The 16655-nt window shown below is 38.1% G+C and carries 16 protein-coding genes and 3 pseudogenes (1 of these 19 running past the window's edge); 9 read left to right on the forward strand and 10 right to left on the reverse strand.

Translation table 11 applies throughout. The annotated features are described in order from the left end of the window. Positions 1 to 191, reverse strand: partial view of a glycosyltransferase family 2 protein gene (locus tag BMF77_RS24270; protein WP_174782892.1) — the 5' portion only. Its footprint begins 748 nt before the window's first position; only the first 191 of its 939 coding nucleotides appear in the window; it begins with the start codon at positions 189 to 191; its stop codon lies beyond the left edge, outside the window. A 137-nt stretch (positions 192 to 328) separates the two neighbouring features. On the opposite strand from BMF77_RS24270, the gene BMF77_RS24275 reads away from it, so the two are divergent. Next, on the forward strand, positions 329 to 1528 hold the full coding sequence (locus tag BMF77_RS24275; protein ID WP_148766469.1) for an argininosuccinate synthase: 1200 nt from the start codon (positions 329 to 331) through the stop codon (positions 1526 to 1528). A 42-nt stretch (positions 1529 to 1570) separates the two neighbouring features. Here the strand turns inward: BMF77_RS24275 and BMF77_RS24280 are convergent, their stop codons facing one another. After that, positions 1571 to 2200 carry a DedA family protein gene (locus BMF77_RS24280; RefSeq protein ID WP_015079472.1) on the reverse strand — a complete coding sequence of 210 codons (630 nt, stop codon included), beginning with the start codon at positions 2198 to 2200 and terminating at the stop codon, positions 1571 to 1573. A 467-nt stretch (positions 2201 to 2667) separates the two neighbouring features. On the opposite strand from BMF77_RS24280, the gene BMF77_RS24285 reads away from it, so the two are divergent. Continuing rightward, positions 2668 to 3024, forward strand: coding sequence for an STAS domain-containing protein (locus BMF77_RS24285; RefSeq protein WP_148766471.1), 357 nt, complete (start codon positions 2668 to 2670; stop codon positions 3022 to 3024). Positions 3025 to 3163: 139 nt separating this feature from the next. Here BMF77_RS24285 and BMF77_RS24290 read toward each other — a convergent pair. The 3 pseudogenes from BMF77_RS24290 to BMF77_RS24300 form a co-directional block, all read right to left on the reverse strand. Continuing rightward, positions 3164 to 3782, reverse strand: a pseudogene (locus tag BMF77_RS24290) (ISAs1 family transposase); the annotation flags it as partial. 115 nt (positions 3783 to 3897) lie between these two features. Then, a pseudogene (locus BMF77_RS24295) lies at positions 3898 to 4182 on the reverse strand (DUF4277 domain-containing protein); the annotation flags it as partial. Between the two features lie 81 nt (positions 4183 to 4263). Then, positions 4264 to 4368 (reverse strand): annotated as a pseudogene (locus tag BMF77_RS24300) (serine protease); the annotation flags it as partial. Between the two features lie 79 nt (positions 4369 to 4447). On the opposite strand from BMF77_RS24300, the gene BMF77_RS24305 reads away from it, so the two are divergent. Further along, complete coding sequence (locus BMF77_RS24305; protein WP_148766473.1) at positions 4448 to 5491, forward strand: IS630 family transposase; 1044 nt, start codon at positions 4448 to 4450, stop codon at positions 5489 to 5491. Between the two features lie 256 nt (positions 5492 to 5747). Here the strand turns inward: BMF77_RS24305 and ruvB are convergent, their stop codons facing one another. Next, entirely contained in the window at positions 5748 to 6851 is a 1104-nt protein-coding gene (gene ruvB, locus BMF77_RS24310) for a Holliday junction branch migration DNA helicase RuvB (protein WP_148766474.1), read from the reverse strand. Positions 6852 to 7204: 353 nt separating this feature from the next. Between ruvB and hisF the strand changes: the two genes are divergently transcribed. From hisF to BMF77_RS24335, 5 genes are all read left to right on the forward strand, one after another. After that, on the forward strand, positions 7205 to 7978 hold the full coding sequence (hisF, locus tag BMF77_RS24315; protein ID WP_148767208.1) for an imidazole glycerol phosphate synthase subunit HisF: 774 nt from the start codon (positions 7205 to 7207) through the stop codon (positions 7976 to 7978). A 99-nt stretch (positions 7979 to 8077) separates the two neighbouring features. Continuing rightward, positions 8078 to 8269, forward strand: a complete 192-nt coding sequence (locus tag BMF77_RS24320; RefSeq protein WP_015079464.1) for a hypothetical protein — start codon at positions 8078 to 8080, stop codon at positions 8267 to 8269. A gap of 282 nt (positions 8270 to 8551) precedes the next feature. Continuing rightward, positions 8552 to 9250: a hypothetical protein gene (locus BMF77_RS24325; protein WP_148766476.1), complete on the forward strand. Its 699-nt coding sequence runs from the start codon at positions 8552 to 8554 to the stop codon at positions 9248 to 9250. Positions 9251 to 9365: 115 nt separating this feature from the next. Next, on the forward strand, positions 9366 to 10139 hold the full coding sequence (locus BMF77_RS24330) for a DUF1350 family protein (protein WP_148766478.1): 774 nt from the start codon (positions 9366 to 9368) through the stop codon (positions 10137 to 10139). 7 nt (positions 10140 to 10146) lie between these two features. Next, positions 10147 to 11283, forward strand: a complete 1137-nt coding sequence (locus BMF77_RS24335) for a PP2C family protein-serine/threonine phosphatase (protein WP_148766480.1) — start codon at positions 10147 to 10149, stop codon at positions 11281 to 11283. Here BMF77_RS24335 and BMF77_RS24340 read toward each other — a convergent pair whose 3' ends face one another. Beyond that, entirely contained in the window at positions 11284 to 11610 is a 327-nt protein-coding gene (locus tag BMF77_RS24340; protein ID WP_148766482.1) for an STAS domain-containing protein, read from the reverse strand. A 158-nt stretch (positions 11611 to 11768) separates the two neighbouring features. Further along, positions 11769 to 12437: a nucleotide exchange factor GrpE gene (gene grpE, locus BMF77_RS24345; protein ID WP_148766484.1), complete on the reverse strand. Its 669-nt coding sequence runs from the start codon at positions 12435 to 12437 to the stop codon at positions 11769 to 11771. Between the two features lie 261 nt (positions 12438 to 12698). Between grpE and BMF77_RS24350 the strand changes: the two genes are divergently transcribed. Continuing rightward, a complete protein-coding gene (locus tag BMF77_RS24350; RefSeq protein WP_148766486.1) occupies positions 12699 to 14276 on the forward strand; it encodes a SpoIID/LytB domain-containing protein in 1578 nt (525 codons plus the stop codon). Positions 14277 to 14352: 76 nt separating this feature from the next. On the opposite strand, the gene BMF77_RS24355 is transcribed toward BMF77_RS24350, so the two are convergent. Continuing rightward, on the reverse strand, positions 14353 to 14646 hold the full coding sequence (locus tag BMF77_RS24355; RefSeq protein ID WP_015079457.1) for a ferredoxin: 294 nt from the start codon (positions 14644 to 14646) through the stop codon (positions 14353 to 14355). 255 nt (positions 14647 to 14901) lie between these two features. Then, positions 14902 to 16311 (reverse strand): MFS transporter, encoded by a 1410-nt coding sequence (locus BMF77_RS24360; protein ID WP_246863019.1) that lies wholly within the window; start codon positions 16309 to 16311, stop codon positions 14902 to 14904. Positions 16312 to 16655 lie beyond the last annotated feature (344 nt).

Here is a 16655-nt window from a genome sequence, read left to right on the forward strand (position 1 = left end):
ACATGAGAAAACTCATCTTTGTGTACTGCTAACCAGTTCAAAGTACCATCAGTAGAACCATCATCTACCAATACAACTTCATAACCTTCTATATAGTTTTTGTTGCTGAACTCCTGACTCTCTAAAGCGCGGAGGCACTTTTCCAGAATTGGTAAGCGATTATAAGTAGGAATGACAATACTAAAAAACACAGTTTCACCCAAAAAAACTACTGGCCATATTGAGAATAAGACAAATATAACAAAGTTACTGTTGCACAAGAAAATATACGCTAGGCAAGTCAGATATAATAATAACTCATTCTTTGTTTTCCTAAGTGGAGAAATTCATGGGTCGCGCTAAAAAGGTTGTTCTAGCATATTCTGGTGGAGTTGATACTTCTGTTTGCATTCCCTATTTAAAGCAAGAGTGGGGAGTAGAAGAGATAATTACCCTAGCAGCAGATTTAGGTCAGGGAGATGAATTAGAACCAGTTCGAGAAAAAGCCCTGAAATCCGGTGCAAGTGAATCCTTGGTAGTGGATGTTAAGGATATATTTGTTAAAGACTACGCGTTTCCAGCGATTCAAGCCAACGCCCTCTATGAAAATCGCTATCCTTTAGGAACAGCCCTGGCTCGACCTTTGATTGCTAAAATATTAGTGGAAGCCGCTGCAAAATATGGTGCAGATGCGATCGCTCACGGTTGCACAGGCAAAGGCAACGACCAAGTACGCTTTGATGTCTCCTGTACAGCCCTCAACCCCAACCTCAAAATCCTTGCACCAGCGAGAGAATGGGGTATGAGTCGGGAACAAACCATTGCTTATGGTGAGCAATTTGGTATTCCTGCACCGGTGAAAAAATCTTCTCCCTTCAGTATAGATAAAAACTTGCTTGGTCGCAGTATTGAAGCTGGTACATTGGAAGATCCAGCAAATGAGCCGCCAGAAGAAATCTATGAAATGACCAAAGCCATAATTGATACTCCCAATGAACCGGAATATCTAGAAATTGGGTTCCAAAAAGGGCTTCCTACCACCATCAATGGCACATCAAAACAGCCTGTGGAGTTAATTGAACAACTCAATAAAATCGTTGGTAATCATGGGATTGGGCGGATTGACATGATTGAAAACCGCTTGGTAGGAATCAAATCACGGGAAATTTACGAATCACCAGCAATGATAGTTCTAATTAACGCTCACCGTGACTTAGAAAGCCTCACTTTAACAGCAGATGTCAGTCAGTACAAACGAGGTATGGAAGAAACCTATACCAAACTCGTATATAACGGACTTTGGTACAGCCCACTCAAAGCAGCTTTAGATGCTTTTATTCAACAAACACAAGAAAAAGTTTCTGGTGTCGTGCGGTTAAAACTTTTCAAAGGTAACGCCACCATAGTTGGCCGTTGGAGTGATAATTCCCTCTACACTCCCGATTTAGCCACCTACGGCGCAGAAGATCAATTTGATCACAAAGCTGCAGAAGGCTTTATCTACGTTTGGGGACTACCTACTCGCATTTGGGCGCAACAGAATAAGTAATAATTCAGATCCCCGACTTCTTAAAGAAGTCGGGGATCTTTACTACTCTTCTGTTTGCTGCTTAACTTCGCGGGACTCTAACCAAATTGGTATAGCAATCACAGCAACTAAAATAAGTAACGCCAAAATTGCAAATTTACTTACCCAAGCCACCAATTGTTCTAGGGAAATAATCCTTCCCGCGAAAAAAGCTAATGTCACCATGACGCTACCCCAAGCAGTCGCCCCAGCTACGTTATAAATCAGGAATTTACCAAAGGGCATTTCTGCTATACCCGCAAGTGGTGAAGCGAAAATCCGCAATAAGGCAAAAAAGCGGCCAAAAAATACAGCTTTAGCGGCGTTTTCCGTAAATTGCTCTTTAATACTCAGCAGTCGGACTTCGGAAATGCGGAAAATCTTGCCAGCTTGGAGCAGAAAAGGCCAACCGCCAACTCTACCAATCCAATAGCCGCAATTACCACCAATTACAGCACCTCCAATAGCGTTACCGAGAACCAGCCAGTAATTTAATTCATTACTACCAGCAAGGAAACCACCAACAATCGTTACGGTTTCTCCAGGAAGAGGAATGCCCAAATTTTCTAGCAATATTCCCAAAAAAATCGCTAAATAACCATAATTATGAGCAATTTCTTGGATGTTTTCTAGTGAAAGTAGCTCAAAAGACATCCAGCACCACCGAGTTTACAAATTTTTACCTTTACCATATCTTTGCTTGTTTTTGGCTAGGGTGTCAATCAAACCGCAATAGGAGGAGTCAGGAGTCACCGAGTCAGGAGTCACCGAGTCAGGATGAAGAATGAAGAATGAAGAATGAAAATGAAGAAAATTCCTTCCCTATTCCCTGTTCCCTGTTCCCTGTTCCCTATCTCTACAAGTAAGTTCATGAATCAAACCGGATTGCTATAGATAATTTTAGATAATGATAAGTTCGTTACCGAAATTAGCAGTAAATTATGCTTATACTAGAAAGACTTATCAACAAATTATACGGCATAAATACTGAAAAAACTTTGCCCAACCGTGCTGCTGTTAATTCCCATAAATTTGCGAAAATAGTCGTTCTGCGGTTGAATTATAAACAGTATTGATGTCAATTTTCCCTTTATCAGTGTTTCAAATACAAAGTTAAATTTATGACTCTTACACAAGAACGCCAAGTGATTTTGTTCAAACCCCAAGGTAGTATAGACCTGGATAGTGGTACAGTCTTGAGCGAACAGATGGCTGAAATCAAACCTCAGCATCACCAACTCTGGGTTATAGATTTAGCAAATGTTGATTTCATGGATAGTTCTGGATTAGTCCCTCTCGTTAAAGCCCTGACATCAGCGCGTCAAAGTGGTTGTCGGTTAGTTCTTTGTAATGTCAAAGCTCCAGTTAAGTTGATTTTGGAACTTACCCAGCTTGATTCAGTATTTGAAATTTTCCCAAGTTACGAAGATATTTTTGCTCCTGTTACTAATCAACAGCTAGTAGCAACTGGAGTTTAGACTAAATTAGTATTTTTATATCTTTAATTTAGATCCCCGACTTCTTTAAGGAGTTGGGGATTTGATTTTCATCGTTCAAGAATTTATTAAAGGACATGATTTAACGAAAGAATTACCACCTACATCTATTTCCAGCTATGATTTGTTCGGCAATTGATTTTTGTGTCCCCATTGCATCAATAGTGATAATGCAGCCAGACAAGTCCAGAGTCTCTAATAGTGATGGAATTGCGGTGATTTCATTTGATTTACAACTGACTTTTTTTTGTCCTAGAATCAACCTATTTTCACTCTTCCCATGCGCTCACTGTATGTAAAGCTTTTAGTTTGGATTCTCGATCATATGACCCTCGATGAGTTTTCCCATCTATAGCAACTACTTCTACGCCCAATTTCTCCACTAATGATTGCACCCAATTCCGAAAACATTGCTCAAATTCTTTGGGGTTTATTCTCTCAAATACTCTTCTAAATGTATCCGGACTGGGTATTCCTTCTGGTAATTCTAAAAATGTCTCTAACCACTGTTTTTTACTTAGTCCATATTCCTCAATATCTTCCCACCCTTCTGCGCCCGCTATGACTGCCAACAAGGAAATAGTGATAATATCGGTGAGTAAATGCCATCGAGTCCTTTTCACTCTAGGATCTTTTATTCCCGTAAAGTGTTGCAGAAAGTTGCTGGTAATCTCTTTACTGTCTACACTGGGTGTAACAGATTTTCTGGTTTTACACTTCTTCTTAAATCCTGTTGACATTACTTAGATACAGCGGCTAGATGGGTTATATATTAACTTACCTTGAGTTGTGTCACTTGAACATCCTCCCACATATCAAATAAATCCCCTTGTCAATAGGGTTTGAGATGCGCTAACCCTGCTTGTCATCATTGAGATATTCTGCTTTTACTCCTACACCAATTAAATGTTCACAAGCAATTAATTCAAAGAATTTTGGAAACATATATAACGGCTGTGACATCATACTTAAGCCGTTCAAAATCATCGCTTTTACCACCTGACCTGTACTGACTTTTTCTCCTGGCTCTGAACCTACTAAATTATTAATTATTTCTACAATCCCTATTGAATCTACTATTCCTGCTACTATCCCTAAATGGTCTATCTTCTTCAATTCCAGGTCTTTTGTACTAAACATGGTAACAGAAACTCCATATAAGTATCTGTTACCATGTTCTCATTTTTCTGTTGATTTAAAACGTTTTTTTAGTTTTTTTTATTGACCATTTTCATTTAATAATGGTCCTCCACTCATGCCTTTTTCTAGTTTGTTTGTATATCCTATTTGATATCCTCTTTCTAAGGCTTTTTCTAGAACTATACTCCGCAAGGGCATAAATTGAGGATAGAAAAGGAAAAAGTGGTATAAAATATTAAAGAAAAAAGTGAGGGGTAATCAAGTAATGAAGGCAAGAACGTATAGTACAGAGGAAAAGGCAATGTTTCATTACGAAAGATTTAATCATCCACATCCAAGAGTACAAATCAGAATGGAAGTAATGTGGCTAAAAAGTAAAGGATTGAAAAATAGCCAAATAGTATCATTAGTAAATATGAGTGAAAATACCGTAAGAGAATACATTAAAGAATATGAAGAAGGGGGAATAGAAAAACTCAAAGAAATAAATTTTTATCGTCCAGAAAGTGAATTGTTAGAATATAAAGAAACTCTCGAAAAATATTTTGAGAAAAATCCGCCAATGAGTATCAAAGAGGCGGCGAAAAAAATTGAAGAATTAACAGGAATAAAAAGAAGTGAAAATCAGGTAAGACTGTTTATCAAAAGAATAGGAATGAAAAGACTAAAAGTAGGTTACGTACCAGGAAATGCGGATGTAGAAGCCCAAAAAGAGTATCAAGAAAAAAAGCTAGAACCACTGCTAGAAGAGGCTAGACAGGGTAAAAGAGCAGTTTTTTTTGTTGATGCGGCACACTTTGTAATGAAAGCATTTTTAGGATATATCTGGTGTGTAACAAGAGTATTTATTAAATCACCATCAGGGCGGAAAAGATTTAATGTTTTAGCAGCATTAAACGCTATTAATCATCAGGTAATTACCGTAACCAATGATACTTATATAACTGGGCAGCAAGTCTGTGAACTGTTGCAAAAATTATACGATTTAGGCTTAACTATTCCCATTACTTTAGTTTTAGATAATGCCCGATATCAAAAATGTCGAGTAGTCCTGGAGTTAGCAGAAAGTTTAGGCATTGATTTATTATTTTTACCAGCTTATTCTCCTAACTTAAATTTAATAGAAAGGTTATGGAAATGGGTGAAGAAGAAATGTTTATATGGTCAATATTATGAAGATTTTTCCGATTTTAAAAATGCTATCTCTACTGCCATCTCTCAAACTCATCTGAGTTACAAAGAAGAAATGAAATCCTTGCTCACTCTTAAATTTCAGACTTTTGAAAAAACTCAAGTTGTGACATTGTAAAGTATAACTAGGTTGACTCATGGCTGTAAAGCTTGCTAAGGCTGTTAATGACGCTGTAGCAAATATTTGAGTCAATTTTGGGTGTAGTTGACCAGATATTTTTGTTGCCATATATTCAATTATTTGTGTGATTTCCATGAGATTTTAACTCATAGTAGGTAATTAGGGATTAAATTCAGAGCTTTCTTTTTCTCTCTTGTCTTAGCCTAAGATCCCCGACAGATCCCCGACTTCTTGAAGAAGTCGGGGATCTGGTCTACAGTAATGATAACTGCTCATTAGGGGGTTTAAAACCCATGTGTTGATAGGCTGCTTTAGTTGCGATTCTCCCCCTGGGTGTCCGGCTTAAATAACCTATTTGCATTAAATATGGTTCATATACTTCTTCAATGGTTTGGGTGTCTTCCCCAGTGGTAGCAGCGATAGTTTCTAAACCCACTGGCCCACCATTAAAGTTTTCAATAATCACACTGAGCATTTTTCTATCTGTCCAGTCTAATCCACAAGGATCTACTTGGAATAGTTGTAATGCTTCTGCTGCAACAGTTGCGTTAATTTCCAGGAAAGATTTTACTTCCGCATAATCACGGACTCTTTTTAATAATCTATTGGCTATTCTTGGTGTTCCCCGTGAACGTTTGGCGATTTCTGTCGCCCCATCTGGATTAACTGCGGTTTGTAATAATTCAGCAGTGCGGAGAACAATTTTAGTCAGTTCTTCTACTTCATAAAAACGCAACTTTTGAATTAAGCCAAAGCGATCGCGTAATGGTGAAGTTAAAGCTCCGACGCGAGTTGTCGCTCCTACCAAGGTAAATTTACATAAAGGTATACTTCTAATTCTGGCACTAGAACCTTTACCCACCGTAATATCTAAGCGATAATCCTCCATCGCTGGATAGAGAATTTCTTCTGTCATCCGTGATAACCGATGAATTTCATCTATAAACAGCACATCTCCTGGTTTCAGGTTTACCAATAACCCCACGATATCCCGTGGCCGTTCCAAAGCTGGTGCGCTGGTAATTTTGCAACTTACCCCCATTTCTGATGCTAAAATCATTGCCATTGTGGTTTTACCTAAACCTGGTGGTCCGTACAACAGCAAATGATCCATGACTTCCTCCCTAGATTTAGCGGCTTTAATGGCTATATCTAAAACATCCTTTAAATCCTTTTGGCCGATGTAATCAGCAAAGCGCTGGGGACGAATACTCTCTTCTGGTTTCCCTTGTTCATTAATAGCCGCTTCCGATTGTAACAGATTTTCTGCGGGGGGGGCTACTTTTGCTGATTCCCTTTGCTGTTTGGGTTCTCCATTGGGTTCTGGAGGCTGTTTTTTGGAAGAGATAATCGCCATAATTTTCAGGGATTCAGAAGTACAGAAATAGGGATTTAGCAGTTCATAAGTAAAATCAGTATAGGATATTTGGGGTCAGTTGAGAATACAGATACTATTTTCACAATATAAATATTTATTTCATTAAGTAGGTGAACACAATAAAACCAAACTGTGTAAAGAAATGTAAAATCGCTGAAAACTTCTTTACTCTTGCCTCTTGCCTCTTGCCTCTTGCCTCTTGCCTGTATATTTGTTTAATTAGTTTTTCGTCTGGACAAGACCTGTTATATGTTGATCCTATCTTGTCAACTATTCCCCAATTGCCTTTACAATTTAAATTCCTAGCAATTACCGGGAGTGAAAACGTCATTATGTTGGCTAAAAGAATCTTACCTTGTCTAGATGTCAAGGCGGGCAGAGTTGTGAAGGGAATTAACTTTGTGGATCTCAAGGATGCTGGTGATCCTGTAGAACTGGCCAAGGTTTACAATGAAGCCGGTGCAGATGAGTTAGTGTTTCTAGATATTACGGCTACTCATGAAGACAGGGACACGATTATTGATGTGGTTTACCGGACTGCTGAACAGGTCTTCATTCCCCTGACTGTGGGTGGTGGGATTCAAACCTTAGAAAATGTTAAAGATTTGTTACGAGCCGGGGCGGATAAGGTTAGTATTAATTCCGCGGCGGTCAGAAATCCAGATTTAATTAATCATGCCAGCGATCGCTTTGGTAATCAGTGTATTGTTGTAGCTATTGATGCTAGACGTAGGCTTGATCCTGAGAATCCTGGCTGGGATGTCTACGTTCGCGGTGGTAGAGAAAATACTGGTATTGATGCTCTATGGTGGGCGGAAGAAGTCACAAGACGAGGGGCTGGAGAATTGTTGGTGACAAGTATGGATGCTGATGGTACTCAAGCTGGTTATGATTTGGACTTGACAAAAGCGATCGCTAATGCTGTAGAGATTCCCGTGATTGCTTCTGGTGGTGCTGGAAATTGTGAACACATTCACACTGCATTAACGGAAGGTAAAGCTGAAGCCGCACTTTTAGCGTCTTTGTTACATTTTGGGAAGCTCAGTGTAGCACAAATTAAAACTTACTTGCAAGAACGCCATGTTCGGGTCCGTCTTCCTGCTTGATATCAAAGACAGCGACCAACTGCATCTGTTGAAGATAAAACACAGTTATCCAAAACAGTGTTAAGATAAAGGTACTTCTATGAAGAAATATTAAGAAATATGTTGATTCCTATTTTAATCTTTGATGTGGCACTTGTAGCATGGTCGCTACACCTGATGGAAAAAGCTTATGAGCATAAAGAATTTTCTCTCATGCTGGCTGGTACACTAGTGGCATTAGCCGCAGCAGCAATGCTAGTAGTTTATTTTTTAATGGGTAACTGCATGAGCTATTTGTTGCAAGTAACTTAAGGGAGGAGTCAGGAGTCAGGAGTCAGGAGTCAGGAGTCAGGAGGAAGAAAGGAAGAAAGAAGAAGAAAGAGGAGGAAGGAAGAAGAAAGAAGAAAGAGGAGGAAGAGGGAAGAGGGAAGAATCATGTAGAACTTGAAAAGTGGTTGGTTTTTGATGGTATCAACATTTATTTCTTACACATTATCAACATTGAATACCCCTAAAATCACCGATTAATTGCCATTCTGGAAATCCACTTGTTATATTAGACTAAATCAATAGTATGTTAAGGATTTAGCAACTGTGCGAGATGATTTACAGGGATTGGATATTAGTCATGATCAACTTCAAGATGCGACTAACTTACCTGTTCATAATAAATTAATAATTATTACTGATGTTATTCAGCAATTCGGTATAAGGTTGCTAAAGAAAGCTCAAAAAACAGAAATTGCTACTGTAATTGCTACTGTGGTTTTCGCTGGACTTGCTATTTCTGTTTGTACTTACCTGTTAGTAAAACTATCATCTTGGCTATCATTAATTATCTTCGTTTTATGGACAGGTGGGAGTATACAAATTCTATTATATTTATTATGGAAAGGCAAAAGTAAGTTTCTCAAACAGAATATGACAAATTCTTTACGGATTTTACTAAATGATGTGGAAAGATATAATTCCGTGATTAAAGCTATAGATATTAACGACCAAATTGAAGATGTTGGCAACTTAGGAGTAAGTATACAAGCAAGAGAAAAAGTATTATTAGCACTTGAATTAACTAGAAATGATTTAATCCGCGCTTTAAAAACAGAGAGAATTTTGCGAGAAAATAAAAGTTTTATTATTACCAATGCTGATTTATTTACCAATAATTTAGCCGCTTTGGCATCAATGCAAGTTACTGAAGAAGCAACCGAACATGGTAGATTATTAAATGAAGCTTTGCAAATTTCCCTAGATGTACAGCAGGAAATGAAAAACTTGCAAAGTCAGAGTTAATACTTGATATATGTTTAGATGTAAATGTAAAATATATCTATAGAAAATACTTTCTTCTTTTTCTTCTTCCTTCTCTTTCTTCTCCTGACTCCTGACTCCTGACTCCTATTTTAACATGAACTGGCAAGAAATTAGAGGCAATTGGGTACTTATTCCCCGTAATCCCATTGGGATCATTCATTTTTTAGGTGGTGCATTTGTCGCCACTTTACCACATTTAACTTATCGTTGGTTACTTGAAAATTTAGCGGATCAAGGATACGTCATTATTGCCACACCTTTTGTCAATACATTAGATCATATAGCGATCGCTAAATCTGTCCAACTTAAATTTGAATATACCCTAGAAAAGTTACAAGACGCTGGAAAACTCCGCAAGCTGTACCTTCCCACCTATGGAGTCGGACATAGCATGGGTTGTAAACTCCATTTACTAATTGGTAGCCTGTTTCCAATCCAACGGGCTGGTAATATTTTAATATCCTTTAATAACTTTGCTGCCAATGAAGCCATACCATTAGTAGAACAGTTAAATTCCCAGTTCAATTCCCAATTAGACATTGAATTTACACCTACACCGGCACAAACTAACCAAATAGTCCAAGACAGCTATCAGATTCGGCGGAATTTAGTAATCAGATTTAATAAAGATACCCTGGATCAATCAGCAAACTTAACAAGAATTTTAGAACAACTCTTTCCTAATATGGTAACAACACAAACCTTATTAGGCACTCATACCACACCTTTAGGACAAGATGTTAAATGGCAACCAGGAAGTTCTTTTAGCCCCTTTGATGCTTTAGGACAATGGTTAAAACAAGAAGTCTATCGAGATTTAAATCAATTAAAACAAGTTATATTGTTTTGGTTAAATCCCCTTTCCTAATAATCTCATGTTTGAAATCTTAATCATTGATGATGACCGATCCATCCAAATGTTTCTCAAAAGAATCTTAGAAAAACAAGGTTATCAAGTCATCACTGCGAGTACAGGAGAAGAAGGAATTTTAAGAACGCTGGATTCACCTCCAGCCTTAATTATATGTGATTGGATTATGCCGGGATTAAGTGGTATAGAAGTATGTAATATCATTAAAAAAGATCCCAAATTATCTACCACATTTTTTATTTTATTAACATCTTTAGATTCCGTCGCCAATAGAGTTAAGGGATTAGATGCTGGTGCTGATGATTTTATCTCCAAACCTATCGAACACAATGAACTACAAGCAAGAGTTAGAGCCGGGTTACGTCTGCATCAATTAAGTCAGGATTTACAGACCCAAAAGCTACTTTTAGAAACAGAATTAGCCGAAGCTACAGAATATGTAAAATCCCTTTTACCCCTGCCTGTAAATAAGCCCCTGAGTATTCAGTTTACGTTTTTGCCATCACGGCAACTTGGTGGGGATTGTTTTGATTATAATTGGCTTGATGCTGATACTTTAGCTATTTACCTACTAGATGTTGCCGGTCATGGACTTAAAGCTACTCTACCTTCAATTTCTGTACTAAATCTCTTACGTTCCCGCGCACTCAAAGATTTAAATTACTATCAACCTAGTGAGGTATTGGCAGCTTTAAATAATACCTTTCAAATGAATTATCAAAATGATAAATATTTTACGATTTGGTATGGAGTTTATAATCGAGTTAGCCGTCAATTAACATACTCTAGTGCTGGACATCCACCAGCTATTATCCTCTCTGGCAATTCTCCTACTCATACAGAAGTAAAAAGATTAAAAACTCCAGGAATGCCTGTAGGAATGTTTCCTGAAGCTAAATATACAGATGCTTATTGTCAGATTGAAAAATCTAGCATCCTTTATATTTTTAGTGATGGTGCTTACGAAATCACTCAATCAAATGGTACTCTTTGGAGTTTAGAAGGTTTCATTCAGATTTTAATTAGCTTACAGTATTCTGTTGATAACCAACTTGATTATATCCTGGATTACCTAATTAACTTAAACTCCAAAGAGACATTTGAGGATGATTTATCTATTCTTCAAGTTAAATTTGATTAATCAAGTAGCAGAAAGCAAAATATTTTCAAATGCTTCTTGACTAGGAAAAATTGTAAATTTGCCATCCATACCAGTTAATTCAAATAGCATCCTAACTTGCTCATTAATTGAACAAATAACCATCTTTATTCCCGATTCCTGTAAAGCTTTAAATGTTAAAATCAGAGTGCCTAATCCAGAACTATCCATAAAGGTAACATGATGACAGTCAATCAACACAATGGAGATTCTCTTATCAATTACTTCTTTAATACTTTGTTGAAAATTTTGTGAGTTAGTAGCATTAAAACTCCCACTGATTGCAATAACTTTCACCTGCTGATTCATAATATTCTAATTTTGATTTATTTAAGAATGTGCTGATTTTAATTTTATTAGTATATCCTAACATTAGATTATAGAAAGATATTTAGTACACAAAAATATGAAGTAATTTTCAATAAATTCATCAGCAAATAACCATCAAACTCAAAAGAGCATAAACTTTATCTGGGACTTACTCTAGCTCTGTACAAAAGCTGATCATGTTGCATATAACCTGTATAACGGACTTTAACAATCTCTCCTGGTTGTGCTGTTCCTGCTAATAATTCATGGAACTGAGGATTATAGGGGATTTCTGTGCCTACAGAAGCGATCGCTTTTACATTCCAATCCTGTAATAATCTTTTTAAAGGCGTATCTACCAAAGGTAATATTTTTACTGCTGATAACTGGTGATCTTCCCTGGCTCTATGTGCTGCTGTTGGCCATTGTAATATTAAAGATTCCAATATTTGTAAACTTGACCGCTGAAATTCCTGTTTTAATCCTTCTCTTTGTTCTAACATTGACAATGTTAATCGTTCATACTCAACTTGTAAATCTGTAATTTGCTTTAATAAGTCTATATTTTTATGAGAGGAATGAGTTTTGTGGAAACTTGAAGATAAACCATCAACGCTGAAATTTTCTACCAACTCAGTCCAAGATATCTGTAAAATCTCTGACAGTTTTATCAATACTTCTATCCGCATTTGTCCGATTTTTCCCCTCCGCAACTGCAAAATTTGCCATTGTGAAACACCAGCAGCACGACTTAAAGATTTAAAACTCTCATAACCGACTGTTTGCATTAAATTTCGCAAATTCTCGGTAAAATCAATTTCCAGCATAAAATATGGGTGATAAAGCAAGATTTAGTTAAATCATACTCATAATGAGTTTGATTTGCAAGTGTGCTGAAAAAAAGACGTAATGGTATTATAGAAGCGCGTAAGTTAAAAATATATAATATTCCCCGTTACTAATTATCTAAGTTGATTATTAGTAATTTGTGATTCATCCTGCCGCCCTGTATCTTCTTATCATTAGTAAATTGAGTTAATTAACTTAAAACCACTCCGACAGCATAAGGGCAATTAGAATTAGTTTTCATGAAAATATTTATTTGGCCTTCTTCCTACAGATTAATAACAACCTTGTGCCTATTGGGATTGGCTGCCGCATCAGAACCCGTAAGCAACAACCAGGATGTAAAATTGCAAATTGGTATTGTCCAACGATTTGGGGCTAAACCCACAGACAAATTAGAATTAGCACCCACAAAAGGCGATCGCTTAACATTAAAATTTACAGTGGGTACTCAGCAACAAACCCTAGTCACAGACAAACCCATCCAGTTAACAACAGTCATGCAGCCCTTAACCCAAACAGTGGTTCAGGAAGTCTTAGTGCTGGGTGACTTTCGCACCTTTGAAACAGCGGAAGATAACGCTAACCACTGGCGTTCCCTGGGGATAGAAGTGGAAATATCCCAACCAGAACGTTGGCAAGTATGGGCAAAACGGGACGTTTACAGCACTCCCTTAATTCGTCGGTTACTATTAAAAAGTATAGAAACATCCGGTGATAAAAATGCTTACTTGGCAACCAACATTTTATCAAAAGTACCGAAAATTACTTGGGTAGTAAATGGTAAAAATTATAGTCCTAATTATCTAGAAATAACTGCTGGTAAAGACTCAATTAAGGTGAATACAGATGAACAGCCTCAACAAAAGCGTGTTTATCCGGGAAAAATGACCTTGCAGCCCAACGCCTATGGGCATTATACTTTAGTAAATACAGTCCCATTAGAAACTTATGTGCGGGGAGTTTTACCCCATGAAATTGGGATAAATGCGCCAATGGCAGCCTTAGAAGCACAAGCAATTATTGCTCGCACCTATGCCTTGCGAAACCTCCGCAGATTTGCGGTAGATAATTATCAGTTATGTGCTGACACTCACTGTCAAGTTTATCAAGGACTCAGCGGAGTTGCTAAAAATACAGATCAGGCGATCGCCTCGACCAAAGGTCAGGTACTCACTTATAATAACGAAATAGTTGATGCTTTATATTCATCCACGACAGGTGGTGTGACTGCTAACTTTAGTGATATCTGGAATGGAGAAGATCGTCCCTATTTAAAACCTGTCATAGATGCTGCTAATCAAAATCTTTGGAACTTATCGAGTCAGAATTTAGCAAATGATCAGAACTTCGAGAAATTTATCAATCTTAAAGCGGGATTTAATGAGAGTAAATGGGATGTATTCCGTTGGCACAGAGAAACGGACATCAATAGAATTACCCAAGACTTGCAGAAATTCTTACATTCCAAAAAAAGCCCCTATAGCAAGTTCAAAAAAATTCAAGCCATGTCTGTGGTTGAACGCAGTTCCAGCGGCCGGATTTTAAAACTGGCTGTGAAAACTGATATTGGGGTTTTCACCTTACAAAAAGACGAGGTTCGCAGTGCCTTTGCAGCCCCTATTAGCACGCTTTTTTACATTCAACCATTGAATAAAGGTCAAACCAATCTGTGGGGATATGCTTTTATTGGTGGTGGTTTAGGACATGGAGTGGGTTTAAGCCAAACAGGCGCTCAGAATCTAGCCAAATTAGGTTGGTCTAGTCCCAAGATATTGGAATTTTATTATCCTGGGACTAAAATTAAAGTAAGCAAGTAATTGGGGAATTGGTAAAACTCCTACTCAGTCGCCAATCCCCAATCCCTTGTTTGGACTAAATTCTTGTGACTAAAGTTTAGTAAAGGTCTTCTTCTCTGTGGGTTTCGATGGTGACATCAGAAGTAGGATAAGCAACACAAGTCAATACATATTGAGCTTCGATTTGATCATCATCTAAGAAGGATTGATCAGATTGGTCAACAGTACCAGAAATGATTTTACCTGCACAAGTTGAGCAAGCACCAGCCCGACAAGAGAAGGGTAAGTCAAATTCAGCTTCTTCTGCTGCATCCAAAATATAAGTGTCGTCATCGCAGTCTATAGTCTTAGTACCGTCTGGAGTGATGAGAGTAACTTTGTAAGTAGCCATTTAATTATCCTCTGTTGTGAAATCGGCAGTATAAGTGATTTTCAAGCAGACCTTACAGCTATTCTGATGGGATTAGCCGCTGGTTTAAATTTGCTTCAATTCTGATACTAAGGGAAAAGTTAAAAGTTATAACAGAAAATTGACCCCGATTAGTAATGAAATTCAGTTACTTATTACCAATAAGTTTTTGTTATATGAAATACCCGCTGGGATAGATGTCAAAGTGCATCTTGGGGACATTTTTTGATGACGGCTTTATGAAACCTCTAGTTGGTCGGGAATTGCATCAGGTAGTTCATGTTCTACAAAGCGGAGACGCGGATACAAGTAGGCAATCAATGTTGCGACTAGAGAAAACAGACCCAGAATGATAAACATTAAACCCATACCGCGACCATGACCAACCCCAATAATCTGGCCAATGCTATGGGCTAAAGCTCCATCTTTTGCCATGATTGGTTCAAAAAATTGATCAGCTAATGCTCCACAGGTTAGGTAGGAAAGTGGTAAAAACCCCTGTACGGCAGCACTGCGAAAAGCAAAGACCCTTCCCTGTACTTCTGGTGCTACTTTTTTCTGATAGATGACTTGAATTGACCCATTGATGATGGGAAATATGAAAAATATCAAGAAATTGGCGATCGTAAATATAACTGTGGAAGCCTTCAACCCAGCTAATACATATAAGATGCCCAAAAATGCCATTGATACAAATATAGTATTGATCTGGCGTTCTAGCCCGCCCCAAATGCTCATCACTACACTACCTACCAATAGTCCAGAACTGGCAATAGAATAGATAGTCCCTAGAGATTGAGCGGAAGCAAAGGAAAGCACTAAGGGTGTAGTTAGAGCTTCTGCGCTACCAACGAGAAAGTTGATAATGGCAATGAACATGACTAATCCGAGTAGTCCAGGACGTGCCACTAAATATTTCCAGCCAAAGGTTATTTGTTGCCAAAATGAATTAGTTTCGGTATCGGGATTTTCTGTGGACGAAATTTCGGGAAATTTAACTACTAGCAAACAGATTAAGGCTAAGACTAATGTAGATAAATCAATGATGACAATTCCTGACAATTGTACAGTTACTAACAAGGCTGCGGCTAATACCGGGGAGAGAATTTCGGCGATCGCTAATCTGATCTGTGTCATCGAACTGGCACGACCAAGTTGTGCTTTCGGCACAAGTAATGTAGTCGCTGAGGAATAGGCTAGTCCCTGAAAAGCATTGAAACTGGAACTAATCGCACTGACTACGCACAGACTCCAAACTTCTAAGTGATTACTGATAAATAACCAAGCAATTAGTAAGGTACATAAACCTGCACAGAAATCACTAATAATCATGATCCAGCGCCGAGGAAAGCGATCGACAATCACGCCAGCAATGGGAGAGATCAAAATTGTCGGTAGGGTTGTAGAGAGAATCAGCAGTGTAAATTGAGTTGTGGAATTCGTATGTTGATAGACCCAAATACTGAGTGCAAAACCCGTTGTCCGCGAGCCAACCAGAGACAACACTTGACCAAACCAGATCAAGATAAACACGCTCATGCTTTGAGTTATTTCTCCTTCTGGGTTGGAGAAATACTCAGTCCATCTCAATAAAGATGATCCAAATCTGGGTTGTTGTTGCAACTCTGGTGGGCTGTTTTCTAACATGGTAATAGTGATTATTAGTGAATTTGTGGCAAAGCCTCATGGTTTAATGTAACATTTATTTCTCAGATCCCCGACTTCTCTAAGAAGTCGGGGATCTGGAGTCTTGCAATGTTCACCAATCAAAAAATTCACAAACTTGACTAGTAGTTTGTCAAGATAAAAATGATGGTCTGTAGTGTGAGCGTCTCGCTCACGCGGGCAAGACTTGTACTGAGCTTGCGATGCCCTGAGCCTGCGATGCCCTGAGCCTGTCGAAGGGTCGAAGTATGCCCGCACTACCAAAAACCCGTCAAAATAAATTTGACAGACTACTAGTCTCGCTCACGCGGGCAAGATGCCCGCAC

Origin of the sequence: Dolichospermum sp. UHCC 0315A (genome assembly GCF_008121535.1) — a bacterium.
GTDB classification, from domain to species: domain Bacteria; phylum Cyanobacteriota; class Cyanobacteriia; order Cyanobacteriales; family Nostocaceae; genus Dolichospermum; species Dolichospermum lemmermannii.